The following is a 26,189-nucleotide window of genomic DNA, read 5'->3' as shown; positions in this document are numbered from 1 at the left end:
GAGCCGTTCGCGGCCGGTCAGGATACGGAGACCGCGCGCACCGAGCCGGTCGCGCTGGCGGGAGTGACGCCGGGAGCAGGTGCGAACCACGTTCCGATCTGGGCGCCCTCCAAAGCGTCGGCGACCAGATCAGCGCTGGTGACCAGTACACCGATTCCGGATGCGGTGGCCAGGCGCGCGGCAGAAGCTTTCGTCGCCGCTCCCCCGGTGCCGACACTGTTGACGACGACCGAGCCGAACTCGAACCCGCTCATGTCGTCGTCGTGCGCCACGACGTCGATCGGACGTGCGCCGGGTTCGCTCGGCGGGCGCGTGTAGAGCGACTCGATGTCGCTCAGCAGCACCAGGGCGTCCGCTCCGATGAGCTGCGCGACCAGCGCCGCCAACCGGTCGTTGTCACCGAAGCGGATCTCGTGCGTCGCGACGGTGTCGTTCTCGTTGACGATCGGGAGGATGCGCAGCCCCAGGAGTCGCTCCATCGCCCGGCGCGCGTTCGAGCGGTGCGTCGGGTTCTCCAGATCACCGGCCGTGAGCAGAACCTGACCGGCCACGATCTCGAACGGGCGCAGCGCGTCCTGGTAACGATAGATCAGCACGTTCTGCCCGACCGCGGCGGCTGCCTGCTGTGTCGCAAGGTCGACGGGCCGTTCTTCCAGAGCGAGGTAGGGCATGCCCGTCGCAATGGCTCCGGATGAGACCAGCACGACCTCGGTGCCGCGTGCGTGGGCGGCGGCGAGGGCTTCGACGATCGGCTGGATCTTCCCGGCGTTCTCTCCGCTGATCGAGGACGAGCCGACTTTGACGACGACACGGCGCGCGCCGACGAGGCCCGCACGATCCTGCACGCTCACTCCTGCTCGTCCTCCACAGCGTTGGTTCCCTGAGCGCGCCGCACAGCGATGCGTTCCGCCTCGAGCTCGGCGCGGGCGTCCGCCTTGGCATCCATGCGCTCGTGATACCAGTCACGGCGCTGCGCGGTCGTCCGTCGCGGGTTGAGATCCAGGCGCGGGTCGGTGCCACGGGGCGCGGTCATCAGTTCGGCCGCCGACGACAGCGCCGGGTGCCAGTCGAAGACGATCGCATCGCCTTCGCCGATGACAACCGTCGATCCGGCGATCGCGCCGACGCGGAAGAGTTCGTCTTCCACGCCCAGCTTCTCGAGTCGGTCGGCGAGGAAGCCGACGGCCTCTTCGTTCTGGAAGTCACACTGCTGGACCCAACGCACCGGCTTGTCGCCGAGGATGCGGTAGATGTTGCCGTAGGTACCGCCCTCGACGCGGATCTCGAACTCCTTCACCGACCCCTTCGGGCGGATGACGACCCGCTCCGGTTCGGGCGTGGCCGCGAGGACCGCGCGGTGCTGCGCGATGATGTCGGCCAGTGCGAACGACAGCTGGCGAAGACCTGCGTGACTGACCGTGGAGATGTCGAACACCCGATAGCCGCGCGCTTCCAGATCGGGTCGCACAAGGTCGGCGAGGTCCTGCGCCTCGGGCACATCGATCTTGTTCAGAGCGATGAGCTGCGGACGCTCCAGAAGCGGCAGCTGTCCCTCCGGCACCGGATAATTGCCGAGTTCGGCGAGGATGACATCAAGATCGGACAGCGGGTCGCGTCCCGGCTCGAGCGTCGCGCAATCCAGAACATGCACGAGGGTCGTGCAGCGCTCGACGTGACGGAGGAACTCCAGTCCGAGCCCCTTGCCCTCACTGGCGCCCTCGATGAGCCCCGGCACGTCAGCGACGGTGTAGCGGATGTCGCCGGCCTGCACGACACCGAGGTTCGGGTGCAGGGTGGTGAACGGATAGTCGGCGATCTTCGGCCGGGCTGCGGAGAGCGCTGCGATGAGGCTCGACTTGCCTGCAGATGGATACCCGACCAAAGCGACGTCGGCGACCGTCTTCAACTCGAGGAAGACATCGCCTTCCCATCCGGGCGTGCCGAGCAACGCGAATCCGGGTGCCTTGCGCTTGGGGTTTGCCAACGCAGCGTTGCCGAGCCCGCCCTGTCCCCCGGGAGCGGCGACGTAGCGCATGCCCGGGACCACGAGGTCGATGATCGTCTCACCGGCGGCATCCTTCACCACGGTGCCCACCGGCACGCGCAGTTCGACGCTCTCGCCGTTGGCGCCGGATCGGTGGTCGCCCATGCCGAACCCGCCGTTGTCACCCGAGCGGTGGGGCGAGTGGTGGTAGGACAGCAACGTCGTCACCTGCGGGTCCGCGACCAGGACGACGTCGCCGCCGTGCCCGCCGTTACCGCCATCCGGACCGGCCAGCGGTTTGAACTTCTCGCGCTTGACGGAGACGCATCCGTTGCCGCCCTTGCCCGCGCGCAAGTGCAGCGTCACGCGATCGACGAAGGTGACCATGGAGTTCTCCTTGGGGAAATGAGAGAGGGGCGGGCCGAAGCCCGCCCCTCATCACAGGATTGTGTGTGCGTTACTCGGCCGCGACCAGCGACACGATGTTGACGACCTTGCGGCCGCCCTTCTGGCCGAACTCGACTGCGCCGGCCTCGAGGGCGAACAGCGTGTCGTCGCCACCACGGCCGACGTTGGCGCCGGGGTGGAAGTGCGTGCCGCGCTGGCGGACGATGATCTCGCCGGCGAGGACCTTCTGGCCGCCGAAGCGCTTCACGCCGAGGCGCTGAGCGTTGGAATCACGACCGTTACGGGTGGAGCTTGCGCCCTTTTTGTGTGCCATCTCTACGTCTCCCGAGACTTACTTGATGCCGGTGATCTTGACGCGCGTGAGGTCCTGGCGGTGCCCCTGGCGCTTCTTGTAGCCGGTCTTGTTCTTGAACTTCTGAATCACGATCTTGGGGCCGCGCTCTTCACCGAGGACCTCGGCGGTCACGGTGACCTTCGCGAGCTTGTCGGCATCCGTCGTGACGGCATCGCCGTCGACGTACAGAACGGCGGGAAGCTCGAGCTTCTCGCCGACCTTCGCCTTCTGACGATCGAGAACGACGATCGTGCCGACCTCAACCTTTTCCTGACGGCCACCGGCGCGCACAACTGCGTAAACCACTTCACACCTGTTTCTTCTGTTGGAGCGCACGGCTCCGATTGTCTTTGTGAGACTGGGAAGTCTTTGGTGCGGCCCTCGACTCACAGGTACAGAGGGGTACACGGCGCACCAAGGGTCTACTTTACCGGATGCCGGGCAATCGGGCAAAAGCACCCGTCTGGCGTGTCGCGGCGATCTCTAAGATGAATCGACATGGGCATTCTCATCGACGACGCACGCTGGCCCGCACACGGCCGTTTGTGGGCCCATCTGGTCAGCGACAGCGACCTCGACGAGCTCCACGCCTTCGCGGAGACCCATGGAATTCCGCGTCGTGCGTTCGACCTCGATCACTACGACGTGCCCGAGGACGCCGTGCCGAGGTTGATCACCGGCGGCGCCGAGCACGTCTCGGGGCACGACCTCGTGCGGCGACTGATCGCCTCGGGCCTGCGGGTCACGGCGCGCGAACGCCGCGCCCGCTAGGCCGATTCAGTCCTCGCTCGCCGCCGTGGCGACGGGCGTCCCGGTCAGGCCCGCCGTCGTCACGCGACGACGCCCTCGGCCTTGGCCCGGAGCCTTGGGTTCGGGCAGGGCGCTGAGCACCGAGTCGAGAAGCAGGTCTTTCTCCGTGCGCGGGCGGTTCTCCGTCGCGGCAGGCTCACGCTTCTTGCGCACCTTTTTCGGGCGCTCGGGCGCGACTTCGACGATCGGCTCGGCGACGGCGTCCTCCGTCACGGTGTGGATGGTGGATGCCGCGATCTGCGCGAGCGCCGACTTGGCGCCCTCGGTGATCACGTGTGTGCCGCCGGTCGCGTTCGAACCCGTGGAGGGAGCCGGCGCGCTGTTTTGACGCGGACGACGCCCGCCGCTCTGCTGTGCCTGCGGACCGGTGCGGTGCTTGACGACGGGATCGTGGTGGACGATCACACCGCGGCCGGCACACACCTCACACGCCTCGCTGAAGGTCTCGAGCAACCCGAGGCCGAGCTTCTTGCGCGTCATCTGGACGAGGCCGAGAGAAGTCACCTCTGCGACCTGGTGCTTCGTGCGATCGCGGCTGAGGCATTCCACCACACGGCGCAGCACCAGATCGCGGTTCGACTCGAGCACCATGTCGATGAAGTCGACCACGATGATCCCGCCGATGTCGCGGAGCCGCAGCTGACGGACGATTTCTTCGGCAGCCTCGAGGTTGTTCTTCGTGACGGTCTCTTCCAAGTTGCCGCCCGTGCCGACGAACTTGCCGGTATTGACGTCGACGACCGTCATCGCCTCGGTGCGATCGATCACGAGCGATCCACCCGACGGCAACCAGACCTTGCGGTCGAGCGCCTTCTCGATCTGTTCGCTCACACGGAACCGATCGAACGGGTCCTGGTCGTCCTCGTACTTCTCGATGCGCTCGAGCAGGTCCGGGGCGACGCCGGACAGATACGCGGTGATCGTCTGGTGTGCGTCTTCGCCCTGAATGAGCATCTTCGTGAAATCTTCGTTGAAGACGTCACGCACGATCTTGACCAGGAGGTCGGGCTCGGCGTGCAGCAGAGCCGGCGCCTGGATCGATTCGACCTGGCTCGAGATGTGCTCCCACTGGGCGGTGAGGCGTTGCACGTCACGGGTGAGCTGGTCTTCCGTCGCACCCTCGGCCGCGGTACGCACGATGACACCGCTCGACTCGGGCAGCACCTCTTTGAGGATCCGCTTGAGACGTGCGCGCTCGGTATCGGGGAGCTTTCGGGAAATACCGTTCATCGCGCCACCGGGGACGTAGACGAGATACCGGCCGGGAAGCGAGATCTGGCTCGTCAGACGAGCACCCTTGTGTCCGACCGGGTCCTTGGTGACCTGGACCAGGACGCGGTCCCCCGACTTGAGCGCCAGTTCGATACGGCGAGGCTGGTTGCCGGTTTCCACAGCATCCCAGTCGACCTCACCGGAGTAGAGGACGGCGTTGCGGCCACGGCCGATGTCGACGAAGGCCGCCTCCATGCTCGGGAGGACGTTCTGCACCCGACCGAGGTAGACGTTGCCGATGAGCGACGATTCCTGGCTCCGGGCGACGTAGTGCTCGACGAGGACGTTGTCCTCGAGAACGGCGATCTGGATGCGGCCGTTCTTGGAGCGCACGATCATGTCGCGATCGACGGCTTCGCGACGCGCGAGGAACTCCGCTTCCGTGACGACCGTGCGACGACGCCCGGCCTCACGTCCGTCGCGACGACGCTGCTTCTTCGCCTCGAGGCGCGTGGATCCCTTGATGCGCTGCGGCTCGGTGATGAGTTCGACCGCGCGGCGACGCGGCGGGGTGGATTGCTGAGCGGGCTGTTGCTGCTGCGCGGGGGCGTCATCAGCCTCACCCGAGGTGCCTCCCGTGCGACGGCGGGTACGACGACGCGCACTCGCGGACGACTCGGGTGTCTCTTCATCGCGCCCATCCACGCGCGTGGGCACCGCGAGTGGCGGCGGTGCATGGAAGAACAACTGCGTCGACACCGCGGACACGAACGTCTCCGGGATGAGGCCCAGTGTCACGGCGGTGACCGGTTGCGGATCAGTCGGGACCTCTGCGGCGGGCTCCGCAGCGGCGGTTTCGCCGGCGGCCGCCTCGACGTCGACGTCCTCCGACGCGTCCGTGGCTCCCGCCGAGGACTCTCCCTCGACGGCAGCGACGTCGGCCACCACGGCGGCGATCTCGGCGTCTGCGAGCGTCGGCTCGGCAGTCAGCTCGGGCGCGTCGTCGGTGGTCGGAGTGGGCTGGTCATTGTGCTCATCGGCCATCTCTGGCTGCTCCTAGCGGGACGGCTCCGCGTGCCGTCCTACGAAAATCTGGCGGTGCCGCTCCGTTCCGGAGGGCCCGCGAACTCATCAGGTCTGCAACGTGAGCCCGCTCATGGGCTGAGGCTCGTGCTGCCTAGGGCGTTCATCGCCCGAAGTCTTCGGTGATACTCGTTCGCGGCGCGGCCGCGGGGTATCACCGTTCATTATCGCACTATCCCGTTCCGATTGCGCGAACGCCGAGGCATCCAGCTGGGGGCGATGCGCGAATGGGATAATCGCGGCATGCCTTCACGCCCCGTCACTGCTCGCCCGACCGTGTTGGCGATCTGGATGGTGATCGCCGGTGTGATCGGCTGGATCGCCGCGTTCGCGCTCACGATCGAAAAGTTCGACAAGCTGGTGAATCCGACCGATGCGGCTTCCTGCGACTTCAGTGTGATCGTGCAGTGCTCTGCCAACCTCGATTCGCCGCAGGGCAGTGTGTTCGGTTTCCCGAACCCGGTCCTGGGGCTCGCGGGCTGGGTCGCGCCGCTCGTGGTCGGCATGGCGATCCTGGCCGGCGCTCGCTTCGCCCGGTGGTTCTGGTGGGCCTTTGCCGCAGGCATCACGTTCGCCTTTGGATTCGTCCTCTGGCTCATCGGACAGAGCATCTTCGTGCTCAGCACTCTCTGCCCGTGGTGCATGGTGACGTGGCTCGTCACGATCCCCACGTTCTACGCCGTCTGGGTGCACATGCTCCGCTCCGGTGCCGTGTCACGGTCACAGAAGGTGCGTGCGGCAGGAGCGGCACTCACGTCCTGGGTGCCGCTGATGGCGATCGTGACGTACGCGATCGTCCTGCTCCTCGCGCAAATACGACTCGACGCGATCCCTCAGCTCGTCGACATCATCTTCTGACACCTGAGGTTCGGCTGGCCCGCTGATCGCCGCTGGGGCCTGCTGAGGGGCGCAAACTGTCGGTATCTGCGGCTCCAAGCGGCAGATCGCGCCACCTGGACGCCCGCCGGTGGCGAGCATCCACTGATCTGGAGTGGATCACGGCTACCCGCATCGGTGGTCGTGTGTCACGACCACCCGCGCTCAAAACCAGATCTGGAGTTCGCGTGCCGCCGACTCGGGGCTGTCGCTGCCGTGCACAAGGTTCTGCTGGACCTTGAGTCCCCAGTCGCGGCCGAAATCCCCGCGGATCGTGCCGGGAGCCGCCGTCGTCGGATCGGTCGTGCCGGCGAGGGAGCGGAATCCTTCGATCACGCGGTTGCCGGCGAGCCGGATTGCGACAGACGGGCCGGACAGCATGAAATCCAGGAGCGGCTCGTAGAAGGGCTTTCCCGCGTGCTCGGCATAGTGCTGCTCGAGCAGGTCGCGGTCGGGCTCGACGAGCTTGATGTCGACGAGCGCGTAACCCTTGGCTTCGATGCGGTGAAGGATCGCGCCGGTCAAGCCGCGGGCAACACCGTCCGGCTTGACGAGGACGAGGGTTTCTTCCGTGGGCATATCAGTCTCCGTTCGTTGCGGGATCGGCGCGGTGCGCGTTTCGGCGGTCCAGCGCTCCGCCCTTGATCGTCGCATACGCGTACATCGCACCGAAAATGAGCGCGACGACGGCGAGGGCAGGAACGAGGAACCCGCCGAGGGCGAGCACGAGTTGCCACACCCAGCCGAGGCCGATTCCCCAGCGGTGCTGCAGAACACCCGTGGTGGCGATCATGAGGAGCGCGAGCACGGCACCGGCCACGATCCCCCACCAGGGCGCGATTCCGGCCGGCACCTGATTGAGGCCGTAGAGCGCCAAGCCGCCGAGGAAGACCACGATCGATTCGAAGCCGAGTACCACTGCCGCGAGCGATTCTTCCGCGCCGCGGACACGCCGCTGGCGCCCGGTCACGCCCGCCACCCGTCCTTCCAATCCTGAGCGGCGGCAAGCTGCACGGCTTCGCCGGCGAGAACGACACTTCCCGCGATGACGACGGCTCGTCGGTCGGATGCCGCGGCCCACGCGCGCGCCGCTTCCGCGGCCTCATCGAGGTCACGGTGGACCGTCACCGGAATTCCGGTCGGTTCGACGAGGTCGGCGACTTCATCGGCCTCGGCGGCACGCTCGGAGTCGGGCGCGGTCGCGAACACATGCGCCGCCGCCGGCGCCAGGCGGGCGACGATTCCGGCCACGTCCTTGTCTGCGAACACGCCGAGGACGATGCCCCACTCGTCGAAGTCGAAGGACTGCCCGAGGGCGCGGACGAGCGCATCCGCTCCGTGCGGATTGTGGGCGCTGTCGACGAGAACCGTCGGGGCGACACCGATGAGTTGCAGCCGCCCGGGCGACGTCACCTGAGCGAGACCGTCCGTGAGGACATCGGGCGCGATCGGCTGGGCTCCCCCACCGATCAACGACTCGACCGCAGCGATCGCCAGGGCGGCATTGTGTCCCTGGTGTGCGCCGTAGAGCGGTAGGTAGAGATCGTCGTACGTGCCGGCAAGGCCGCGCACCGACACCATCTGGCCGCCGACGGCGAGGTGCGCGTCAGTGACGGCGAAGGCGTCATCCTCACCTGCGAGCGTGGCTTCTCGGGCCGCAGCCGCCGCACGCAGGACCTGCGCCGCCTCCGGGAGCTGCTGAGCCGATACGACTGCAGCGCCCTGTTTGATGATGCCGGCCTTCACACCGGCGATCTCCTCGATCGTCTCGCCGAGGCGGTCCTGATGATCGAGGCTGATCGGCGCGAACACCGCGACATCTCCGTCGGCCGCATTGGTCGAATCCCACGATCCGCCCATACCCACCTCGATCACGGCGACATCCACCGGCGCGTCGGCGAAAGCGGCGAACGCGAGCACGGTCAGCAGCTCGAAGAAGGTCAGCGTTGCGTCACCGCTCGCGGAGAGCTCAGCATCGACCAGGTCCACGAACGGAGAGATCTCGTCCCAGGCGTCCGCCACGAGGCCGTCGTCGATCGGCTCACCGTCGATCATGATCCGCTCCGTGAAGCGTTCCAGGTGCGGGCTCGTGAACAGCCCCGTGCGCAGTCCGTGCGCACGCACGATCGACTCGATGATCCGGCTCGTGGATGTCTTCCCGTTGGTTCCGGTCACGTGGACGACACGGTAGGTGCGCTGCGGGTCATCGAGCAGCTCCAGCACGCGTCGGGTGCGCTCGACGCGGGGTTGTACCCACTGCTCGCCCTGGCGGGTGAAGAGTGCCGAGTAGACGGCATCCGCTCTCGTACGGTCGCTCATGCACCGCCTCCGATCCGTGTCACGGCGACGTGGATGCCGCCCTCATTCGCGTACTGTCCGGCGGTGACAAAGCCGACGTGCTCCGGGACGGCGCCGAAGGCCAGCGGATGCCAGACGTCCGCCGAGGCGTCCGCGGGGAGGTGCACATCGCGACCGATGACGGCCAGCGTGTGCTGGAGCGCGAGAGTCTCGCCCGCGACGTCAGCGGTCTCGAACGCGGCGCTCACCGCATCGGCGTCGGCGGGTGAGGCGAAAAGCAGCTGCAGGTGGATGCGGTCGCTCACATCGAACCCCGCTGCCTTGCGTGTGTCCTGGACGGCGCGGATGATGTCGCGCGCGAGCCCTTCCGCTTCCAATTCCGGCGTCGTGGTCGTGTCCAGGAGAACGAAACCGCCCTCCGGGATGATCGCGAGCGCCTCGCCCTCGGGGCGCCCCGTCGTCTCCAGGACGAGTTCGTACTCCCCCGGCTCCAGTGCCACGCCGCCGGCCGTGACGACGCCCTCCGTCTGCGACCAGTCACCGGCGCGCGCGGCACCGATGACCTGCTGCACCTGTTTGCCGAGTCGCGGTCCCGCCGCGCGCGCGTTCACGGCGAGACGGTGGGTGATGCCGTAGTCCGCTGCGGTGCTCTCGGCGAAGGCGACGAGCTCGACCGACTTGACGTTCAGCTCCTCGCGGAGGATCTCCTCGAACTGCGCGAGATCACCGGCATCCGGAACGACCACCGTCAGGCGCCGCAGAGGCAGGCGCACGCGCTTGCCCTCCTTCTTGCGGAGCGCATTGGCGATGCTCGAGACCGAACGGACGGTATCCATCGCCGTGCGGATGTCTTCGGCCTGGGCGAACGCATCCGCGTCGGGCCAGTCCTGCAGGTGGACGCTTCGTCCACCGGTGAGTCCCTGCCAGACCTGCTCGGCGACGAGGGGGATCAGTGGCGCGGCCACACGAGTGAGTGTCTCGAGAACCGTGTAGAGCGTGTCGAATGCCTCGGTGGATGCCGGGTCTTCCGAGACGCCCAGCCAGAAGCGGTCGCGCGACCGGCGGATGTACCAGTTGGTCAACGCCTCGACGAAGTCACGCAGGCGCGCAGCGGCCGTCGTCGAATCGAGCGACTCGAGGTCGGCGGCGACGTCACGGACGAGGTCGCCCGTGAGCGCGAGGATGTACCGGTCGAGCACGTTCGTCGAGTCGGTGCGCCACCGTGCGTCGTATCCGCCGGGGGCGGCGACATTCGCGTATGTCGAGAAGAAGTACCACGAGCTCCACAGCGGCAGGAGGAACTCGCGCACACCGGCGCGGATGCCTTCTTCGGTCACGATGAGGTTGCCCCCGCGCAGCACCGAGGAGGCCATCAGGAACCAGCGCATCGCGTCCGAACCGTCGCGATCGAGTACTTCGCTGACGTCCGGATAGTTGCGAAGCGATTTCGACATCTTCTGTCCGTCGCTGCCGAGCACGATGCCATGGCATGCGACGCCGGTGAACGCGGGGCGGTCGAACAGCGCGCCCGAGAGCACGTGCATGACGTAGAACCAGCCGCGGGTCTGTCCGATGTATTCGACGATGAAGTCCGCGGGCGCGTGTTCGTCGAACCAATCGCGATTCTCGAACGGATAGTGCACCTGCGCGTAGGGCATGGATCCCGAGTCGAACCACACGTCGAAGACGTCCTCGATACGGCGCATCGTCGAGCGGCCGGTCGGGTCATCGGGGTTCGGGCGGGTCAACTCGTCGATGAACGGCCGGTGCAGATCGACCTCTCCCGCCTCGTTCTGCGGCAGACGGCCGAAGTCGCGCTCGATGTCGGCGAGCGACCCATAGACATCGGTCCGCGGGTAGGTCGGGTCATCGCTCTTCCACACCGGGATCGGCGAACCCCAGAAGCGGTTGCGGCTGATCGACCAGTCGCGCGCGCCCTCGAGCCACTTGCCGAACTGCCCATGCTTGACGTTTTCGGGGGCCCATGTGATCTGCTCATTGAGCTCGACGAGGCGTTCCTTGATCGCCGTGACGCGCACGAACCAGCTCGAGACGGCTTTGTAGATCAGCGGGTTCCGGCAGCGCCAGCAGTGCGGATACGAGTGCTCGTAGCTGGCTTCGCGCAGCAGGCGCCCCTCGGCCGTCAGCAGCCGGATGAGCGGGCGGTTGGCATCCATCCACAGCTCGCCCGCGACATCGGTCACCTGCGGGAGGAATCGTCCACCGTCGTCCAAGCTCATGATGAGGGGGATGCCGGCGGCTTCGGTCACCCGCTGGTCGTCTTCACCGTAGGCCGGAGCCTGGTGGACGATGCCGGTGCCGTCGGTCGTCGTGACGTAGTCATCGACGAGGATCCGCCAGGCCTTCTCGGTCCCCCACGTGTCGGCATCGGCGTAGTAGTCGAAGAGCGCGTCGTAGTGGACATCGGCCAGATCTGCGCCGCGCACGGTCTGTTGAACCGCAGCGTGGGCCTCTTCCGCCGTGGCGTAGCCCAGGTCCTTCGCGTAGCCGGCGAGGAGGTCCTCGGCCAGCAGATAACGGTGCGACTCCCCCTCGGCGCGGTCCTCATGGACGTCTGCGGCACCGGCGGGCCCGCCCGGGACGACGACATAGGTGATCTCGGGACCCACGGCGAGAGCAAGGTTGGTGGGAAGAGTCCACGGGGTCGTCGTCCAGGCGAGCGCGCGCACTCCGGTGAGACCCAGCGTTTCGGCCTTGACGCCCACCAGGGGGAAAGTGACCGTCACCGACGGGTCCTGCCGCATCTTGTAGACGTCGTCGTCCATGCGCAGTTCATGGTTGCTGAGCGGGGTCTCGTCCCGCCAGCAGTAGGGCAGCACGCGGTAGCCCTCGTACGCGAGGCCCTTGTCCCACAGCTCGCTGAACGCCCACAGGACCGACTCCATGAAGCCCGTGTCCAGCGTCTTATAGCCGCGCTCGAAGTCGACCCAGCGCGCCTGACGCGTGACGTAGTCCTGCCATTGCTGCGTGTACTCGAGTACCGATTCGCGGGCCTTCGCGTTGAACGCGGCGAGCCCCATCTGCTCGATTTCGCTCTTTTCGGTGATCCCGAGCTGCTTCATCGCCTCGAGCTCGGCGGGAAGCCCGTGCGTGTCCCACCCGAAGACGCGGTCGACCTTCTTGCCGCGCATCGTCTGGAACCGCGGGAAAAGGTCCTTGGCATAACCGGTCAGGAGATGACCGTAGTGCGGCAGACCGTTGGCGAACGGCGGACCGTCGTAGAACACCCATTCGTCGGCGCCCTCGCGCTGCGCAATCGAGGCGCGGAACGTGTCGTCCTGCTCCCAGAAGTCGAGGATGTTCCGCTCGATCTCGGGAAAGCGTGGGCTGGGCACGACGGAATCGGCGGCCGCGCCGAAGGCGGATCCAGACGGGCGAGGGTAGGTCATTGTCACTCCAGCAGGTGCTCGTGCTTCTTGCGTGCTCCTGCGAGGACGATCTTCCGATCGCGGTACCACCCCGCTTGCCCGACGCGGATGCGGCGAACCCCTCTCACTGCGGCTGTGACGGGCCTGCCCCGCGCGGTTCTACTTGTCCGGAGGGACGTTCTTCCGCGAGCTCCCCGGTGATGTCCGGATCGATGCTGATGTCTCCATCCTACCCGGGTGGTGCGCGACGCGCACCGTAGGGTGGATGCCATGGCTCGCCCGCGTACCGGTCCCACTCTGCCGCGAGATATCCACCCGGACCTTCCTCCCGTGTTGGCGCCACACACCGGGCTCGAGCCGCGCAGCGACCTGTTCGGCGTGCGGATCGAGAATCTCTCGGGCTCGGTGTCGAACGTGCACGGGCAACTGATGGAAGCGCGCATCGACGGCGCCCAGGTCGACCGGTGGGATACCACGGGTGCGGCATGGACCGATGTCGCGGTCGGCGATCTCCGTGCGACCGAACTCGTCGCCCGCGAGAGCGCGTGGCGCACGGTGGAGATCGACGGCGGGCGGATCGCCACGGTCGACGCCCTCCGCGCTGCCTGGGACGGCGTGAGCCTACGGGGCCTGCGGATCGACTACCTCAACCTTGCGTCCGCCACTGTCAGCGACCTCCTGGTCGTGGACTGCGAAATCGGAGCGCTCGACATCCCCCAGGCCCGACTGACTCGCGTCGCCTTCCGCAACTGCCGTATCGACGAAGTCGACACCCGCGGGCTTCGCGCCGAACACGTCGACCTCCGAGGGCTCGAGGCCCTCCGTTTCACCGACCCCCGAGGACTTGCCGGTGCGACCCTCTCCATGCGTCAGACCGAGCTGCACGGTGCCGCCTTCGCCGCAGCCCTCGGCATCCGTTTGGCGCCGTGATCGTGCAAACCGCGCGTCTCTCCCTCCGGGAGATGACGGACGCCGATCGCCCGTCGCTCCTCGCCAACGGGAGAGGTACGACGCCGACGGTTTCGGCTTACGTCGTTTCCTGAGGAGATGCGGGATGCTGAGGACCAAAAGCCCCGGATAGATCCTCAGGATCCGACATCTCCTCGGCATCCTTCACCGAGCGAGGTGCACACCCTGCGCGACCGCGCGCATGATCAGGGCCTGCACTTCGTGCCATCGGTCCACCACCTGCGAATACCCCACCCGGATCACGTGACACACGAGCAACATGAGCTCCGCGTCATGCGCAATGTCACTCGTTCGCTGGGCACCCCCGCAACCCGGGTAGCGTCACGAGTCGCTTGTCCAGCGCTGATTCCCACACCGTCAGCGCTTCCTCGAACGGCAGACAGTGCGCGACGAGCGACAGCACGTTCTCCACGCTGTCGACGAGTGCATCAGGATGCCGGGGCACGACTGGGCGTGCCCAGTGCACGGTCGCCCCGCCCGCACGAACTCCACCCGCGCTGGGCGCTGCCGCCACGTGTGGATGATCGCTCCCACGGAGGATCCACAACCCGAGCCGCCGTGCTTGTGTGATGCACGAGAGCACGACCCCCGCGCGCGCCGCGGCGACAAGTAACGGATCGGCATCCCTCACGGCCACCCACCCCTCTCTCGGTCGAAGCAGCAGAGCGGACAGCTTGGTCGATCGTCATGCTTCGCCGTGTCGCGTCGGCGGCGCCCGGGCGACCCGCGCAGCGCGATCTGTGGACGAATGTGCGGATCAGCCTGCTGGGGAGGAAACGCTCGCGGCACCCATCACGCCGTCCGGCGCGCCGGTAGACTCGTCCAGGCATCCACACTCAGGCACGCTCACACAGTGCCGCACATATCGCTCGAGGAGACAGTCATGACCAGCATTCCCGACAAGCCGGCACTGGAAGGCCTCGAGCAGAAGTGGGATGCCGCATGGACGGCGCAGGGCACCTACCTCTTCGATCGTGACGCGGCGAAGGCGACGGGCCGCGCGGGAGTGTTCTCCATCGACACCCCACCGCCGACGGCCTCCGGATCGCTCCACATCGGCCACGTCTTCAGCTACACCCACACCGACGTGAAGGTGCGCTACGAGCGCATGCGCGGGAAGACGGTGTTCTACCCGATGGGGTGGGACGACAACGGTCTGCCGACCGAACGCCGCGTACAGAACTACTACGGTGTGCGCTGCGACCCCTCGCTGCCCTTCGATCCCGACTTCACTCCCCCGTTCCATGGCGATGCGAAGAGCCTGAAGCCCGCCGATCAGGTGCCCATCAGCCGCCCCAACTTCATCGCGCTGTGCGAAGAGCTCACGCTCGAAGATGAGAAGGCGTTCGAGGCGGTCTTCCGGCAGCTGGGGCTCTCGGTCGACTGGAACCAGACGTACCGAACGATCTCGAAGGACACCATCCGCACGAGCCAGTTCGCCTTCTTGCGCAACCTCGAACGCGGCGAGGCGTACCAGTCGATGGCGCCGACCCTGTGGGACATCGACTTCCGCTCGGCGATCGCTCAGGCCGAGCTCGAAGACCGCGACCAGCAGGCGAGCTATCACCGCATCGCTTTCCACAAAACCGACGGCTCCGGCGACGTCCACATCGAGACCACTCGTCCCGAGTTGCTCGCGGCGTGTGTCGCCCTGGTCGCCAACCCCGATGACGAGCGGTACCAGCCCTACTTCGGTCAGACCGTGCGCACGCCGCTGTTCGACGTCGAGGTGCCGATCCTCGCTCACCCGCTCGCGCAGAAGGACAAGGGATCGGGTATCGCCATGATCTGCACGTTCGGCGATGTGACCGACATCGTCTGGTGGCGCGAGCTGGATCTCCCCAACCGCTCGATCCTGGGCCTCGACGGCCGGATCCTTCCCGATGCGCCGGACGCCCTCGTGACCGACGCCGCGCGTGCCGCATACGCCGAGATCGCCGGGCTGACGGTCTTCAGCGCGAAGAAGAAGATGGTCGAACTGCTGGAGGCGTCCGGCGAGCTTCTCGAGGTGTCGAAGCCGTTCACGCATCCCGTGAAGTTCTACGAAAAGGGTGACCGGGCGCTGGAGATCGTCTCGACCCGCCAGTGGTACCTCCGCAACGGCGCGCGCGACGGAGCCCTCCGCGACAAGCTCATCGCGCTCGGCGCGGGCATGGACTGGCACCCCGACTTCATGCGGGTGCGCTACGAGAACTGGACGAACGGTCTCACCGGCGACTGGTTGGTCTCGCGCCAGCGGTTCTTCGGCGTGCCTATTCCGGTCTGGTATGGCCTGGACGAGAACGGCGAGCGAGATTTCGACCGGATCATCACCCCGGATGCCGCCTCCCTTCCGATCGATCCGACGACGGATGTCCCCGACGGCTACACCGAGTCCCAGCGCGGCGTCGCCGGTGGGTTCGAAGCGGAGAAAGACATCTTCGACACGTGGGCGACGTCGTCCTTGACCCCGCAGCTGGCCGGCGGCTGGCAGCGCGACGATGAGCTCTGGAACCTGGTGGCGCCCTTCGACGTGCGTCCGCAGGGGCAGGACATCATCCGCACCTGGCTGTTCTCGACGATGCTCCGCAGTGCTCTGGAAGATGATCGTGCCCCGTGGACGGATGCGTCCATCTCCGGCTTCATCGTCGACCCGGATCGCAAGAAGATGTCGAAGTCCAAGGGCAACGTCGTCACCCCCGCCGACATCCTCGATCAGCACGGCACGGATGCCGTCCGGTACTGGTCGGCGTCGAGCCGGCTCGGTGCCGATGCTGCTTTCGACCCGCAGAACCCGACGCAGGTGAAGATCGGCCGGCGCCTCGCGATCAAGGTGCTCAACGCCGCGAAGTTCGTTCTGTCGTTCCCCGTTCCCGACGGCGCGGAGATCACGCACGCACTCGACGCGTCGATGCTCGCCACCCTCGACCAGGTCGTCGTGAACGCGACGCGGGCTTTCGAGGCGTTCGATCACGCTCGAGCGCTCGAAGTGACCGAGGCCTTCTTCTGGACGTTCTGTGACGACTATCTAGAGCTCGTGAAGGAGCGCGCGTACAACCAGACGGATGCCGGTCAGGCCTCCGCGGCGCTCGCTCTGCGCCTCGCGCTCTCGACTCTCTTGCGCCTGCTCGCTCCCGTGCTCGCCTTCGCCACGGAAGAGGCATGGTCCTGGTTCGAGGACGGCTCCATCCACACGTCGACGTGGCCGGAGCCGCTCGGTATCGACGGTGACCCCGCGGTGCTCACGGCGACGAGCGCAGCGCTCATCGGCATCCGACGTGCGAAGACGGAGGCGAAGGCCTCGCAGAAGACCCCCGTCGCGACCCTGACGATCACTGCGCCCGAGGCGACCCTGGACGTCCTGCGACTCGCGGAAGGTGACCTGCGCGCGGTCGGCCGGATCGACGCGGTCAGCTATGCGGCGGGCGAGTCGCTGTCGGTCGGCGACATCGTGCTCGCGCCTCAGGAGGCGTGAGATGCAACTCGGGACCCGATGGACGAGCGGTCAGCAGCCTCCGGCGGCGGTACCGACCTCGTTGCACGCGCAGATTGCCGCGGTCGATGCGGCTGTGCCGGGAGACGGTCTCGGCCAACCCCGCCCGCGCTGGACGCTCACGTTCTTGGAAGGCCGTCCGATCGCCGAGTTGGACACCGGCGCGATCGTCGAGGCCACCGCGAACGGTGACGTCATCGTGCGCCACGACGACGAGGACGAGTTCGGCTGAGTCGGCCTCAGCGGCGAAGCACTCCCCACACGACCGACCGGGCGCGCATTCGCTCACGCTGATCGTCGGAGAACGAGGCGCATGCGTCGTGCCGCTCGGAGCGCCGACGCGCGCTCCGAGCCGCTGCGTGTGTGAACCAGCGGCCGGCGGCGAGAAGGGCGCGTTCGAAGAGCGTGCCGTTCGCTGCGGCATCAGTCCACGCGGACGTCGCGGTGTACGTGGTCATCGGATCCTCCTCACTCGGGGAGAGGAAAAAGGTCGGCGCGGATGGTGACCGGACGCACGCCGTCACCGGTCTGATCCCGGTAGGTCGTCACGTACTCATCGATGAGTGCCTGGACTTTCTCGGAAAGCTCACGCAACTGCGTCGGATTGAGCCGTGCCGTTGCGGTCGTGATGATGGTGGAGTCCCGCCACTCGCCGTCCATGTCCGGGGTGAGTCCGCGGTCGATGAACTCCATCAGCTGCTGGTGTCGCCGGTTGAGGGTTTCGGTGACGACGACCTGTGTCGCGGCCCGTCCCGAGGGCGTCCGGAGCGCTTCGGGGTTTCCGAACGAGACCGCACCGTGTGGGCGCTCCCACCACCGCTCACGGGCCGTCCCCCGATCGGGCACTTCACGGATCAGGTCTTGCTTGGCGAGGGCGCGCAAGTGATAGCTGGTGGATCCCGACGATTCATGCAACCGCTCGGCGAGCGAACTCGCCGTCTGCGGGCCGTACTGGCTCAGGATGTCGAAGATCCGCACGCGAATGGGATGCGCGAGCGCGCGGAGGGCGCCCGCATCCAGCATCCGCTCCCCTGTGTCGGGGGTCTGTCGCGCCTGATCTGGATCGTCTTGCGAAGCCATACTCCAAAGATAGCTTTGCAAGTCATGTTTTGCAAGACATCTTTTGCAAAACCTACTTTGCTTATTCGGGTGCGGAGATAGGGTGAGGGGATGACGGATGCTTCTTCGAATCCCCTCCTCACCCCGAGCGCCCTGCCCTACGGGCTCCCGGACTATCGGGAGATCACGCCGGCGCATTACCTGCCCGCATTCGAAGCCGCGTTCGCCGAGCATCGCATCGAGATCGACGCGATCACCCGTGTCCGATCGATGCCGACGTTCGAGAACACCATGATCCCGCTCGAGCAATCCGGAGATCTGCTCGGACGCGTGGCACGGACGTTCTACACGGTGTCATCGGCCGACGCGACGGCCCAGATTCAGGAGATCGAGGAAACGCTTGCTCCCCTCATGTCCGCCCATCAAGATGCGATCGGACTGGACGGCGCCTTGTATTGGCGCATCAAGACGCTTCACGATCAGCTCGATCAATTGGAGCTCGCGCCCGAGGACCGGTACCTGGTCGAACGCCGCTACCGCGAGATGACCCACGCCGGGGCGGGACTCGACGACGCGCAGAAGGCGACGCTGACCGACCTGAACCAGCGCCTCTCCATCCTCACGACGACGTTCGAGAAGAACCTCCTCGCCGACACGAACGACCTCGCCGTCGTGTTCGATGATGCGGACGAGCTCGACGGTCTCACGGCCGGGGAACTCTCGGCGGCTGCGCAGAACGCCGAGGACCGCGGGCTTCCCGGGCGCTACGTCATCACGCTGACGCTGTTCACCGGGCATCCGTACCTCTCGACGCTGACGCGACGCGAAAGCCGCGAGCGTCTGCTCACGGCATCCCGCTCACGCGGATCACGCGGCAACGAGAACGACAACCGCGAGGTGCTTCGCACGATCGTCCGGCTCCGCGCCGAGCGAGCGTCGCTACTCGGCTATGACAGCCATGCCGCGTACGTGACGAGCGACGAGACAGCGGGGTCTCCTGCGGCCGTCCACGCACTCCTTCGCCGCCTCGCGGTACCCGCCGCTCGCAACGCGGGGCGCGAGCAAGCCGCTTTGCAGGCGATTGTGGATGCCGGGGACGCGCCGTTCGCCCTGGACGCACATGATTGGGCGTATTACACCGAGAAGGTCCGCGCGGCCGAGTACGACCTCGACAGAACGGCCCTGCGTCCCTGGTTCGAAGCCGAGCGCGTGCTGCATGACGGTGTGTTCCGCGCAGCCACCGCGCTTTACGGAGTGACGTTCACGGAACGTCCGGATGTGCCGGCCTACCACCCCGATGCTCGCGTCTTCGAACTGCACAACGCGGACGGCAGCGCGCTGGGGCTCTTCGTCCTCGATCTCTACACCCGCGATTCCAAACGGGGTGGTGCGTGGATGAACTCGATCGTGTCGCAGTCCCGGCTGCGTGGGACCGACCCGATCGTCGTCAACAACCTGAATGTGCCCAAGCCCGCAGCCGGCCAGCCGACATTGCTGACGCTCGACGAGGTCACCACGCTTTTCCACGAATTCGGCCACGCCCTGCACGGACTGTTCGCCGTCGTGACCTACCCGCACTTCGCAGGGACGGCCGTGTTCCGCGACTTCGTAGAGTTCCCCAGCCAGGTCAACGAGATGTGGATTCTGTGGCCCGAGGTGCTGACCGGCTATGCGCGCCACGTCGACACCGACGAGCCGCTTCCCCGCAGCGTCGTGGACAAGCTGCACGCGTCCGAAGCGTTCAACCAGGGGTTTGCCACGAGCGAGTATCTCGCCGCCTCATGGATCGACCAGGCCTGGCACTCGCTCACGGCAGAGCAGGCGGCCGCCGATCTCGACGTGGCTGCGTTCGAGGCTGCGGCTCTCACCGACATCGGGCTGGACAATCCCGTGGTGCCCACTCGCTACTCCTCGACGTACTTCGCGCACGTGTTCTCCGGCGGATACAGCGCGGGCTACTACTCCTACATCTGGAGTGAAGTGCTCGACGCCGACACGGTGGAATGGTTCGGTGAGAACGGTGGACTCACGCGCGAGAACGGTGACCGGTTCCGGAGCCGCTTGCTCGGCGTGGGCGGGTCGAAGGACCCGCTCGAGGCCTACCGCGACTTCCGCGGGCGTGACGCCGACATCGCCCCGCTCCTGCACCGCCGCGGACTGGACAGCTGACGCCACCGGCGCCAGGATCGGGTTATGACCGATCCTGCGTTCCCGGCTGAGCCGTTCACCCACGGCGAGCGGATCACGCTCGCTGCCAGTCCCCTCGCCGTCGTCCGACATGAAGCCGTGCGCGTGAGCGACCTGCAGGCGTTGTTCGACACCAACTACGGTGCGATCGCGCTCCTGTTCGGCACGGGTGAGTTAGTGCCTGCAGGCCCCGCGGTGGCGGTGTACGACGGCGACCCCGCCGACGTGTTCGACCTCGAGATCGGGTTTCCCGTCGTGGAGGCACCGATCGACGCGATCGACGTCGCGGGGGTGAGCGTGGTCGGCTCCCACCTCCCGCCCGGGCCGGCTGTCGCGTCCACATTGTTCGGGCCCTACAGCGACCTGCCCTCGGCCTGGGCCGCCCTTGCCAGGTCCGGACCCGCGCCCGCCGGCGTGTGGATCGAGAGCTACGTATCGGACCCGTCCGAGGCTCCCGAGCAGCTCCGCACCGATCTGATCATGCCGGTTCGGGTGTAGGCGCCGCGTCGACCGAGTAGACGACGCGGGCGAACTGTCCGAGGGCGCTGGCGTGCATCAAGCGCAAGCGGTCTGCTTCAATTCGACGCGGCAACAGCGGTGCGCCACCGGCGAGGAGAACCGGTGCGAAGGAGACGGCGATCTCGTCGAGCGCACCCGCGTCGAAGAATTGTCCGACGACGTGAAACGCGTGCCAGTTCTCCGGGTGGAGCAGAATGTCGTCGTGATCGAGCAACCACTCATATGTCGTCGAACCCTCGACGAGCACGGACGCGGCGGTGGGGATCAGCGCAGCATCCGGTTCCTCACCACCCTCGACGGCGAAGAGCCATTCGAGTGAGTTCTGCCCATCGGCGATGAAGCCGTTGAGCGATGCCGCCGTATCGAAGATCACGCGTCCCATACGGCGAGGCTACCGACAGCAGCCGACACGCCTTCAGAGAGGAGGTGCGGTGTACAACTCCACTCGGCACCCCATCTCGCCCGGGGCGAGTTGGATGCGATCGAAGGACACCGGCTCGACCGTACCGTCGGTGCGGCGCACCCGGACGACGCACTCCCCCGTCCCCGCGATCCCGACGGCGGCGACGAGCTCTCCGTCCGGCGTGACCGTCGTATCGATCGAGAGACCCGGTTCGGGGAACGCCGCGCGAACGACGGACTCCAGCGAGGCCGCATCGGCAGCGGACAGCACGGCGCTCACACGGGCGGCGGTATCTGGCGCGAGGGCCGGCTCCGGCCGAGCGCTCGGCGTCGGAAAAGCGCTTCCGACCGCACAGTCGCGCTCGTCGTAGGAGACGTACTCCGTGGAGCGCACGTGAAAGCGGAAACACTTCTCTGCGGCGCCCGGGGTGAGGCGGCGTTGAAAGATCACGCCCTGACTCACCGGGTCGACGCGTGCGCTGATGATCACATCGACGTCGGCACCGTCGGGCAACGAGGTGTCCCCCGACCAGGCGAACGGTTGGACCTTGCCGTCGCTCGATGTGAAGTGATGCGCGGCGAGCGTCTCGGCGTCGACGCCTTCCGACCAGTATCCGAGATTCTCTGCGATGGCCCGTGCGCGATTGTCCACCTGCTCACGAGCGAGCGCGTCCCCATCCTGTGGGGACAAGAGGACGGCAATCAGGACGGCGAATCCCGCCGCGCTGAGAGCGACGATGCCGATCATCACCGCAACGACGATGCCGATCGTCCGCATCATCCGTCCGCGCTGAGCACGCATGGATGCCCGTGCCGACTCAGGCGGTCTTGCGCTTCTGCTGCAGCACGAGGGTCGGCGCAGCTCCGTCGCTGACGGCGGCTCGGGTGACGATGACTTTCGCGACGTCCTCGGTCGACGGGATGTCGAACATGATGGGTCCGAGCACGTCCTCGAGGATGGCCCGGAGCCCGCGGGCACCGGTCTTACGCGCGACAGCGAGATCGGCGATGGCGAGCAGAGCGTCATCGTCGAACTCAAGTTCGACACCGTCGAGCTGGAACATCCGCTGATACTGCTTGACGAAAGCGTTCTTCGGACCCGTGAGGATCTCGATCAATGCTGCCTGGTCGAGCGGAGCGACAGACGTGACGACGGGAAGACGCCCGATGAACTCCGGAATCAGGCCGAACTTGTGCAGGTCTTCGGGCTCGACCTCACTGAAGAGGTCGAGCTCTTTGCCCTTCTCCTGCAACGGGGCTCCGAAGCCGACACCGTGCTTGCCGACGCGCGAAGAGATGATCTCCTCGAGACCCGCGAATGCGCCGGCCACGATGAACAGCACGTTCGTGGTGTCGATCTGGATGAACTCCTGGTGCGGGTGCTTGCGCCCGCCCTGCGGAGGGACCGACGCGACCGTCCCCTCGAGGATCTTCAGCAGGGCCTGCTGCACACCCTCACCGGAGACGTCACGCGTGATTGACGGGTTCTCGGCCTTACGGGCGATCTTGTCGACCTCGTCGATATAGATGATTCCGGTCTCGGCACGCTTGACATCGAAGTCCGCGGCCTGAAGGAGCTTCAGGAGGATGTTCTCGACGTCCTCGCCCACGTAGCCCGCCTCGGTCAGCGCCGTGGCATCGGCGACGGCGAACGGCACGTTCAGCCGCTTCGCGAGGGTCTGGGCCAGATACGTCTTGCCACAGCCGGTCGGGCCGAGGAGCAGGATGTTGCTCTTGGCGATCTCGACTTCGTCGACCCGCTGTTCCGCAGGCTGGAGCGTGCCGTGGGCGCGCACACGCTTGTAGTGGTTGTAGACAGCGACCGACAGAGCGCGCTTCGCGGCATCCTGTCCGACGACGTACTCCGCCAGGAAGGAGAAGATTTCACGCGGCTTCGGCAGATCGAAATCGGCGACGGCGCCCTCACCGGACTCGGCCATGCGCTCTTCGATGATCTCGTTGCAGAGCTCGACGCACTCGTCGCAGATGTAGACACCGGGACCGGCGATCAACTGCTGTACTTGCTTCTGGCTCTTGCCGCAGAAGGAGCACTTGAACAGGTCGGCACTTTCACCGATACGAGCCATGATGCTCCTCTTTCGTCGAACCACCCAGAATGCTGTTCGAGCCTAACCGCAACCGGCGACATCTCGGCGGATTGAGACGGGGGTGTGGAGGGCGGACGCACGAAGCCCCGCCGATCCGAACGACCGGCGGGGCTTCAGACACGTCAGGACGTGATCGCGGCGGCTGCCGGAATCCGCTTGCGCGACGTAAGCACCTGGTCGACGATGCCGTACGTGAGCGCCTCCTGAGCGGAGAGGATCTTGTCGCGGTCGATGTCCTTGTTCACCTCGACCTGGGTCTTGTTCGTGTGCTTGGCCATCGTCTCTTCGAGCCAGGTGCGCATCCGGAGGATCTCCGCCGCCTGGATCTCGATGTCGGATGCCTGACCGTGACCGGCTTCGCCGACCGCGGGCTGGTGGATCAGGATGCGGGCGTTCGGAAGCGCAAGACGCTTGCCCGGCGCGCCGGCAGCCAAGAGCACCGAAGCGGCGGATGCCGCCTGACCGAGCACGACGGTCTGGATCTGCGGAGACACGTACTGCATCGTGTCGTAGATCGCCGTCATGGCCGTGAAGGATCCACCCGGCGAGTTGATGTACATGATGATGTCGCGGTCGGGATCCTGAGACTCCAACACGAGCAGCTGCGCCATGACGTCATCGGCCGAGGCGTCGTCGACCTGCACACCCAAGAAGATCACGCGATCTTCGAACAGCTTGTTGTACGGGTCCTGGCGCTTGTACCCGTACGCCGTACGCTCCTCGAACTGCGGCAGGATGTAGCGGCTCGAAGGCATCTGCAGGCCAGCGGCCGAGTGCTGAGGGGATCCGAAGGCGGGGGTGTTCACAGTGCGCTTCCTTCGTTGGTTTCGGTGCCGCCGCCGCCGACGACGTCAGTGGCGGATTCGCGGATGTGGTCGACGAAACCGTAGGCGAGCGCTTCCTCAGCGGTGAACCAGCGGTCCCGATCGCCGTCCGCGTTGACCTGCTCGACGGACTTTCCCGTCTGTGCGGCAGTGATCTCCGCAAGGCGGTTCTTCATCGAGATGATGAGCTGCGCCTGGGTCTGGATGTCGCTCGAGGTGCCACCGAAGCCACCGTGCGGCTGGTGCAGCAGCACGCGGGCGTTCGGTGTGATGTACCGCTTGCCCTTCGTGCCGGCCGTCAGCAGCAGCTGGCCCATCGAGGCGGCCATACCGATGCCGACCGTGACGATGTCATTGGGGACGAACTGCATCGTGTCGTAGATCGCCATGCCGGCGGTGATCGATCCACCCGGCGAGTTGACGTAGAGGAAGATGTCCTTCTCGGAGTCTTCCGCGGCGAGGAGGAGGATCTTCGCGCAGATCTCGTTCGCGTTCTCGTCGCGCACCTCCGACCCCAGCCAGATGATGCGGTCACGCAGCAGTCTGTCGAAGACGCTGGTCGCGATAAGTGGTTCAGCCATGAATGCTCCTGGTGTGCGGTTTTGCGTTCGTCACCGAATCTACCCACGCGCCGACGGCCCTCTGCCCGTGTTCGCCGTCGGCGGAGCGCGTGTCGGCCGTGAACGACGACGCGGGGGTGGATGCCATGGCATCCACCCCCGCGTACGACACGCTACGTATTACTCAGCAGCCTTCTTCGCCGGAGCCTTCTTAGCGGCGGGCTTCTTGGCGGGTGCCTTCTCGGCGGCCGGGGCCTCCGACTCGTCAGCCTTCTTGGCCGGGGCCTTCTTGGCAGCGGGCTTCTTGGCGGGAGCCTTCTTGGCCGGAGCCGCGTCGTCGGCCGCGGCGCCCGCGATCTCCTGGGCTTCCTCCACGACCTCTTCCTCAGCGGCGGCTTCGTCGTCTTCGGCGACGAAACCGGTCAGGTCGACAGCCTTGCCGTTCGTGTCGACGACCGTGACCTTGCCGAGCACGATCGCGAGCGCCTTGTTGCGCGCGACTTCGCCGACCATGGCCGGCAGCTGGTTGCCCTGCTGCAGAGCGTCGACGAACTCCTGCGGAGCCATGCCGTATTGCGCGGCCGACTGGATGAGGTACTGCGTGAGCTCTTCCTGCGAGACCTGGACCTCGTGCGCCTCGGCGAGCTTGTCGAGGATCATCTGAGTGCGGAACTGCTTCTGCGACGCCTCGGTGACCTCGGCGCGGTGCTCGTCGTCCTCGAGGCGGCCTTCGCCCTCGAGATGCTGGTGGACCTCGTCCTCGACCAGCTGAGCCGGCACCGGGATCTCGATCTGCTCGATCAGGGTCTCGACGAGCTTGTCGCGCGCGGCGGCACCCTGCGTGAAGACGGACTGCTCGACGACGCGGGCCACGAGGCTGTCACGCAGCTCGGCGATCGTGTCGAACTCGCTCGCCATCTGGGCGAAGTCATCATCGGCCTCGGGAAGCTCGCGCTCCTTGACGGCGACGACGGAGACAGAGACCTCGGCCTCTTCACCCGCGTGGTCGCCGCCTACGAGGGTCGAACGGAACGTCGTGTCCTCGCCGGCGGTGAGCGACTCGAGAGCCTCGTCGATGCCCTCGAGCAGTTCACCCGAGCCGACCTCGTAGGAAACGCCCTCGGCGCGGTCGATCTCGTTGCCGTCGATGGTGGCCACGAGGTTGAGCTCGACGAAATCACCGGGCGCGGCGGGACGGTCGACCGTGATCAGCGTGCCGAAGCGGCCACGCAGGCGGTCGAGTTCGGCATCCACTGCGGCTTCGTCGGTCTCGACAGCGTCGATCTCGACCGTGATCGTGGACAGCTCCGGCAGGTCGAACTCGGGACGGACGTCGACCTCGACCTCGACCTCGAGATCGCCCGAGAAGTCCTTCTCGTTCGGCCACACCGTGACCTCGGCAGCCGGACGACCGACAACGCGCACCTCGGTCTCGGCGACGGCCTGGCGGTAGAACCCGTCGAGGCCTTCGCTGACGGCGTGCTCGATGACCGCGGTGCGGCCGACGCGCTGATCGATGATCGGCGCGGGGACCTTGCCCTTACGGAAGCCGGGAATCTGGATGTCCTGGGCGATGTGCTCGTAGGCGTGCGCAATGGCGGGCTTGAGCTCGTCCGGCGTGACCGTGATGTGGAGCTTCACCCGGGTGGGGCTGAGCGTCTCGACGGTGCTGGTGACCATACCTGTTCGTTCTCC

General features: G+C 66.5%; 25 protein-coding genes. 7 read left to right on the top strand and 18 right to left on the bottom strand.

What is annotated here, in order from left to right:
* Positions 1-17 precede the first annotated feature (17 nt).
* The 4 genes from proB to rplU all read right to left on the bottom strand — a co-directional run bounded on the left by proB (position 18) and on the right by rplU (position 3,032).
* A complete protein-coding gene (proB, locus tag N4R40_RS04595) occupies positions 18-851 on the bottom strand; it encodes a glutamate 5-kinase (protein WP_261606171.1) in 834 nt (277 codons plus the stop codon).
* Entirely contained in the window at positions 848-2,371 is a 1,524-nt protein-coding gene (gene obgE / locus N4R40_RS04590; RefSeq protein WP_261606170.1) for a GTPase ObgE, read from the bottom strand. Before obgE ends, proB begins: the two co-directional genes overlap by 4 nt.
* A gap of 70 nt (positions 2,372-2,441) precedes the next feature.
* A complete protein-coding gene (gene rpmA, locus N4R40_RS04585) occupies positions 2,442-2,705 on the bottom strand; it encodes a 50S ribosomal protein L27 (protein WP_261606169.1) in 264 nt (87 codons plus the stop codon).
* 18 nt (positions 2,706-2,723) lie between these two features.
* Positions 2,724-3,032 carry a 50S ribosomal protein L21 gene (gene rplU / locus N4R40_RS04580; RefSeq protein WP_261606168.1) on the bottom strand — a complete coding sequence of 103 codons (309 nt, stop codon included), beginning with the start codon at positions 3,030-3,032 and terminating at the stop codon, positions 2,724-2,726.
* Between the two features lie 192 nt (positions 3,033-3,224).
* On the opposite strand from rplU, the gene N4R40_RS04575 reads away from it, so the two are divergent.
* Positions 3,225-3,497 (top strand): DUF4031 domain-containing protein, encoded by a 273-nt coding sequence (locus tag N4R40_RS04575; protein WP_261606167.1) that lies wholly within the window; start codon positions 3,225-3,227, stop codon positions 3,495-3,497.
* 6 nt (positions 3,498-3,503) lie between these two features.
* On the opposite strand, the gene N4R40_RS04570 is transcribed toward N4R40_RS04575, so the two are convergent.
* Complete coding sequence (locus N4R40_RS04570) at positions 3,504-5,792, bottom strand: Rne/Rng family ribonuclease (protein WP_261606166.1); 2,289 nt, start codon at positions 5,790-5,792, stop codon at positions 3,504-3,506.
* Positions 5,793-6,074: 282 nt separating this feature from the next.
* Here N4R40_RS04570 and N4R40_RS04565 point away from each other — a divergent pair, with 282 nt between their 5' ends.
* Positions 6,075-6,689 carry a vitamin K epoxide reductase family protein gene (locus N4R40_RS04565; RefSeq protein ID WP_261606165.1) on the top strand — a complete coding sequence of 205 codons (615 nt, stop codon included), beginning with the start codon at positions 6,075-6,077 and terminating at the stop codon, positions 6,687-6,689.
* Positions 6,690-6,872: 183 nt separating this feature from the next.
* On the opposite strand, the gene ndk is transcribed toward N4R40_RS04565, so the two are convergent.
* From ndk to ileS, 4 genes are read right to left on the bottom strand one after another with little or no spacing between them, the layout of a single operon-like run.
* Positions 6,873-7,286, bottom strand: a complete 414-nt coding sequence (gene ndk, locus N4R40_RS04560; RefSeq protein ID WP_261606164.1) for a nucleoside-diphosphate kinase — start codon at positions 7,284-7,286, stop codon at positions 6,873-6,875.
* Position 7,287: 1 nt separating this feature from the next.
* The gene (locus tag N4R40_RS04555; RefSeq protein ID WP_261606163.1) at positions 7,288-7,686 is read right to left on the bottom strand and encodes a DUF4233 domain-containing protein; all 399 of its coding nucleotides are present in this window, start codon (positions 7,684-7,686) and stop codon (positions 7,288-7,290) included.
* Positions 7,674-9,026 carry a bifunctional folylpolyglutamate synthase/dihydrofolate synthase gene (locus N4R40_RS04550; protein WP_261606162.1) on the bottom strand — a complete coding sequence of 451 codons (1,353 nt, stop codon included), beginning with the start codon at positions 9,024-9,026 and terminating at the stop codon, positions 7,674-7,676. Before N4R40_RS04550 ends, N4R40_RS04555 begins: the two co-directional genes overlap by 13 nt.
* Positions 9,023-12,415 carry an isoleucine--tRNA ligase gene (gene ileS / locus N4R40_RS04545; protein ID WP_261606161.1) on the bottom strand — a complete coding sequence of 1,131 codons (3,393 nt, stop codon included), beginning with the start codon at positions 12,413-12,415 and terminating at the stop codon, positions 9,023-9,025. The genes N4R40_RS04550 and ileS overlap by 4 nt, the downstream gene beginning before the upstream one ends.
* Positions 12,416-12,664: 249 nt before the next feature.
* Between ileS and N4R40_RS04540 the strand changes: the two genes are divergently transcribed.
* A complete protein-coding gene (locus N4R40_RS04540; protein ID WP_261606160.1) occupies positions 12,665-13,324 on the top strand; it encodes a hypothetical protein in 660 nt (219 codons plus the stop codon).
* Between the two features lie 322 nt (positions 13,325-13,646).
* On the opposite strand, the gene N4R40_RS04535 is transcribed toward N4R40_RS04540, so the two are convergent.
* On the bottom strand, positions 13,647-13,877 hold the full coding sequence (locus tag N4R40_RS04535; RefSeq protein WP_261606159.1) for a hypothetical protein: 231 nt from the start codon (positions 13,875-13,877) through the stop codon (positions 13,647-13,649).
* A gap of 369 nt (positions 13,878-14,246) precedes the next feature.
* Here N4R40_RS04535 and valS point away from each other — a divergent pair, with 369 nt between their 5' ends.
* A complete protein-coding gene (valS, locus tag N4R40_RS04530) occupies positions 14,247-16,817 on the top strand; it encodes a valine--tRNA ligase (RefSeq protein WP_261606158.1) in 2,571 nt (856 codons plus the stop codon).
* Between the two features lies 1 nt (position 16,818).
* Positions 16,819-17,067 (top strand): hypothetical protein, encoded by a 249-nt coding sequence (locus N4R40_RS04525; protein WP_261606157.1) that lies wholly within the window; start codon positions 16,819-16,821, stop codon positions 17,065-17,067.
* A 7-nt stretch (positions 17,068-17,074) separates the two neighbouring features.
* Here N4R40_RS04525 and N4R40_RS04520 read toward each other — a convergent pair whose 3' ends face one another.
* Positions 17,075-17,293 carry a hypothetical protein gene (locus tag N4R40_RS04520; RefSeq protein WP_261606156.1) on the bottom strand — a complete coding sequence of 73 codons (219 nt, stop codon included), beginning with the start codon at positions 17,291-17,293 and terminating at the stop codon, positions 17,075-17,077.
* Positions 17,294-17,303: 10 nt separating this feature from the next.
* The gene (locus N4R40_RS04515; RefSeq protein WP_261606155.1) at positions 17,304-17,915 is read right to left on the bottom strand and encodes an ArsR/SmtB family transcription factor; all 612 of its coding nucleotides are present in this window, start codon (positions 17,913-17,915) and stop codon (positions 17,304-17,306) included.
* A gap of 90 nt (positions 17,916-18,005) precedes the next feature.
* Between N4R40_RS04515 and N4R40_RS04510 the strand changes: the two genes are divergently transcribed.
* The gene (locus N4R40_RS04510) at positions 18,006-20,063 is read left to right on the top strand and encodes a M3 family metallopeptidase (RefSeq protein WP_261606154.1); all 2,058 of its coding nucleotides are present in this window, start codon (positions 18,006-18,008) and stop codon (positions 20,061-20,063) included.
* Positions 20,064-20,087: 24 nt separating this feature from the next.
* A complete protein-coding gene (locus tag N4R40_RS04505; RefSeq protein ID WP_261606153.1) occupies positions 20,088-20,579 on the top strand; it encodes a GyrI-like domain-containing protein in 492 nt (163 codons plus the stop codon).
* On the opposite strand, the gene N4R40_RS04500 is transcribed toward N4R40_RS04505, so the two are convergent.
* From N4R40_RS04500 to tig, 6 genes are all read right to left on the bottom strand, one after another.
* Positions 20,560-20,982, bottom strand: a complete 423-nt coding sequence (locus N4R40_RS04500; protein ID WP_261606152.1) for a dihydrofolate reductase family protein — start codon at positions 20,980-20,982, stop codon at positions 20,560-20,562. The genes N4R40_RS04505 and N4R40_RS04500 overlap by 20 nt on opposite strands.
* A 33-nt stretch (positions 20,983-21,015) precedes the next feature.
* The gene (locus tag N4R40_RS04495; protein WP_261606151.1) at positions 21,016-21,804 is read right to left on the bottom strand and encodes a hypothetical protein; all 789 of its coding nucleotides are present in this window, start codon (positions 21,802-21,804) and stop codon (positions 21,016-21,018) included.
* Positions 21,805-21,820: 16 nt separating this feature from the next.
* On the bottom strand, positions 21,821-23,089 hold the full coding sequence (gene clpX / locus N4R40_RS04490; RefSeq protein WP_261606150.1) for an ATP-dependent Clp protease ATP-binding subunit ClpX: 1,269 nt from the start codon (positions 23,087-23,089) through the stop codon (positions 21,821-21,823).
* A gap of 143 nt (positions 23,090-23,232) precedes the next feature.
* Complete coding sequence (locus N4R40_RS04485) at positions 23,233-23,916, bottom strand: ATP-dependent Clp protease proteolytic subunit (protein ID WP_407665828.1); 684 nt, start codon at positions 23,914-23,916, stop codon at positions 23,233-23,235.
* A complete protein-coding gene (locus N4R40_RS04480; RefSeq protein WP_261606149.1) occupies positions 23,913-24,515 on the bottom strand; it encodes an ATP-dependent Clp protease proteolytic subunit in 603 nt (200 codons plus the stop codon). The genes N4R40_RS04485 and N4R40_RS04480 overlap by 4 nt, the downstream gene beginning before the upstream one ends.
* 159 nt (positions 24,516-24,674) lie before the next feature.
* Positions 24,675-26,174 carry a trigger factor gene (gene tig, locus N4R40_RS04475; protein ID WP_261606148.1) on the bottom strand — a complete coding sequence of 500 codons (1,500 nt, stop codon included), beginning with the start codon at positions 26,172-26,174 and terminating at the stop codon, positions 24,675-24,677.
* Between the last annotated feature and the right edge of the window lie 15 nt (positions 26,175-26,189).

The sequence above is a fragment of the Microbacterium memoriense genome, assembly GCF_025398275.1.
Taxonomy (GTDB): Bacteria; Actinomycetota; Actinomycetes; order Actinomycetales; family Microbacteriaceae; genus Microbacterium; species Microbacterium memoriense.
This window is presented reverse-complemented; position numbering and strand designations above follow the sequence as displayed.

Excerpts from the sequence above, each read along its gene's own strand:
- valS (WP_261606158.1), top strand. The coding sequence starts at position 14,247 with ATGACCAGCATTCCCGACAAGCCGGCACTGGAAGGCCTCGAGCAGAAG.
- N4R40_RS04540 (WP_261606160.1), top strand. The coding sequence starts at position 12,665 with ATGGCTCGCCCGCGTACCGGTCCCACTCTGCCGCGAGATATCCACCCG.
- N4R40_RS04500 (WP_261606152.1), bottom strand. The coding sequence starts at position 20,982 with ATGGGACGCGTGATCTTCGATACGGCGGCATCGCTCAACGGCTTCATC.
- rpmA (WP_261606169.1), bottom strand. The coding sequence starts at position 2,705 with ATGGCACACAAAAAGGGCGCAAGCTCCACCCGTAACGGTCGTGATTCC.
- N4R40_RS04525 (WP_261606157.1), top strand. The coding sequence starts at position 16,819 with ATGCAACTCGGGACCCGATGGACGAGCGGTCAGCAGCCTCCGGCGGCG.
- N4R40_RS04515 (WP_261606155.1), bottom strand. The coding sequence starts at position 17,915 with ATGGCTTCGCAAGACGATCCAGATCAGGCGCGACAGACCCCCGACACA.
- N4R40_RS04520 (WP_261606156.1), bottom strand. The coding sequence starts at position 17,293 with ATGACCACGTACACCGCGACGTCCGCGTGGACTGATGCCGCAGCGAAC.
- tig (WP_261606148.1), bottom strand. The coding sequence starts at position 26,174 with ATGGTCACCAGCACCGTCGAGACGCTCAGCCCCACCCGGGTGAAGCTC.
- N4R40_RS04510 (WP_261606154.1), top strand. The coding sequence starts at position 18,006 with ATGACGGATGCTTCTTCGAATCCCCTCCTCACCCCGAGCGCCCTGCCC.
- N4R40_RS04565 (WP_261606165.1), top strand. The coding sequence starts at position 6,075 with ATGCCTTCACGCCCCGTCACTGCTCGCCCGACCGTGTTGGCGATCTGG.
- N4R40_RS04550 (WP_261606162.1), bottom strand. The coding sequence starts at position 9,026 with ATGAGCGACCGTACGAGAGCGGATGCCGTCTACTCGGCACTCTTCACC.
- ileS (WP_261606161.1), bottom strand. The coding sequence starts at position 12,415 with ATGACCTACCCTCGCCCGTCTGGATCCGCCTTCGGCGCGGCCGCCGAT.
- clpX (WP_261606150.1), bottom strand. The coding sequence starts at position 23,089 with ATGGCTCGTATCGGTGAAAGTGCCGACCTGTTCAAGTGCTCCTTCTGC.
- N4R40_RS04570 (WP_261606166.1), bottom strand. The coding sequence starts at position 5,792 with ATGGCCGATGAGCACAATGACCAGCCCACTCCGACCACCGACGACGCG.
- ndk (WP_261606164.1), bottom strand. The coding sequence starts at position 7,286 with ATGCCCACGGAAGAAACCCTCGTCCTCGTCAAGCCGGACGGTGTTGCC.
- N4R40_RS04505 (WP_261606153.1), top strand. The coding sequence starts at position 20,088 with ATGACCGATCCTGCGTTCCCGGCTGAGCCGTTCACCCACGGCGAGCGG.
- obgE (WP_261606170.1), bottom strand. The coding sequence starts at position 2,371 with ATGGTCACCTTCGTCGATCGCGTGACGCTGCACTTGCGCGCGGGCAAG.
- N4R40_RS04495 (WP_261606151.1), bottom strand. The coding sequence starts at position 21,804 with ATGCGTGCTCAGCGCGGACGGATGATGCGGACGATCGGCATCGTCGTT.
- N4R40_RS04575 (WP_261606167.1), top strand. The coding sequence starts at position 3,225 with ATGGGCATTCTCATCGACGACGCACGCTGGCCCGCACACGGCCGTTTG.
- N4R40_RS04480 (WP_261606149.1), bottom strand. The coding sequence starts at position 24,515 with ATGGCTGAACCACTTATCGCGACCAGCGTCTTCGACAGACTGCTGCGT.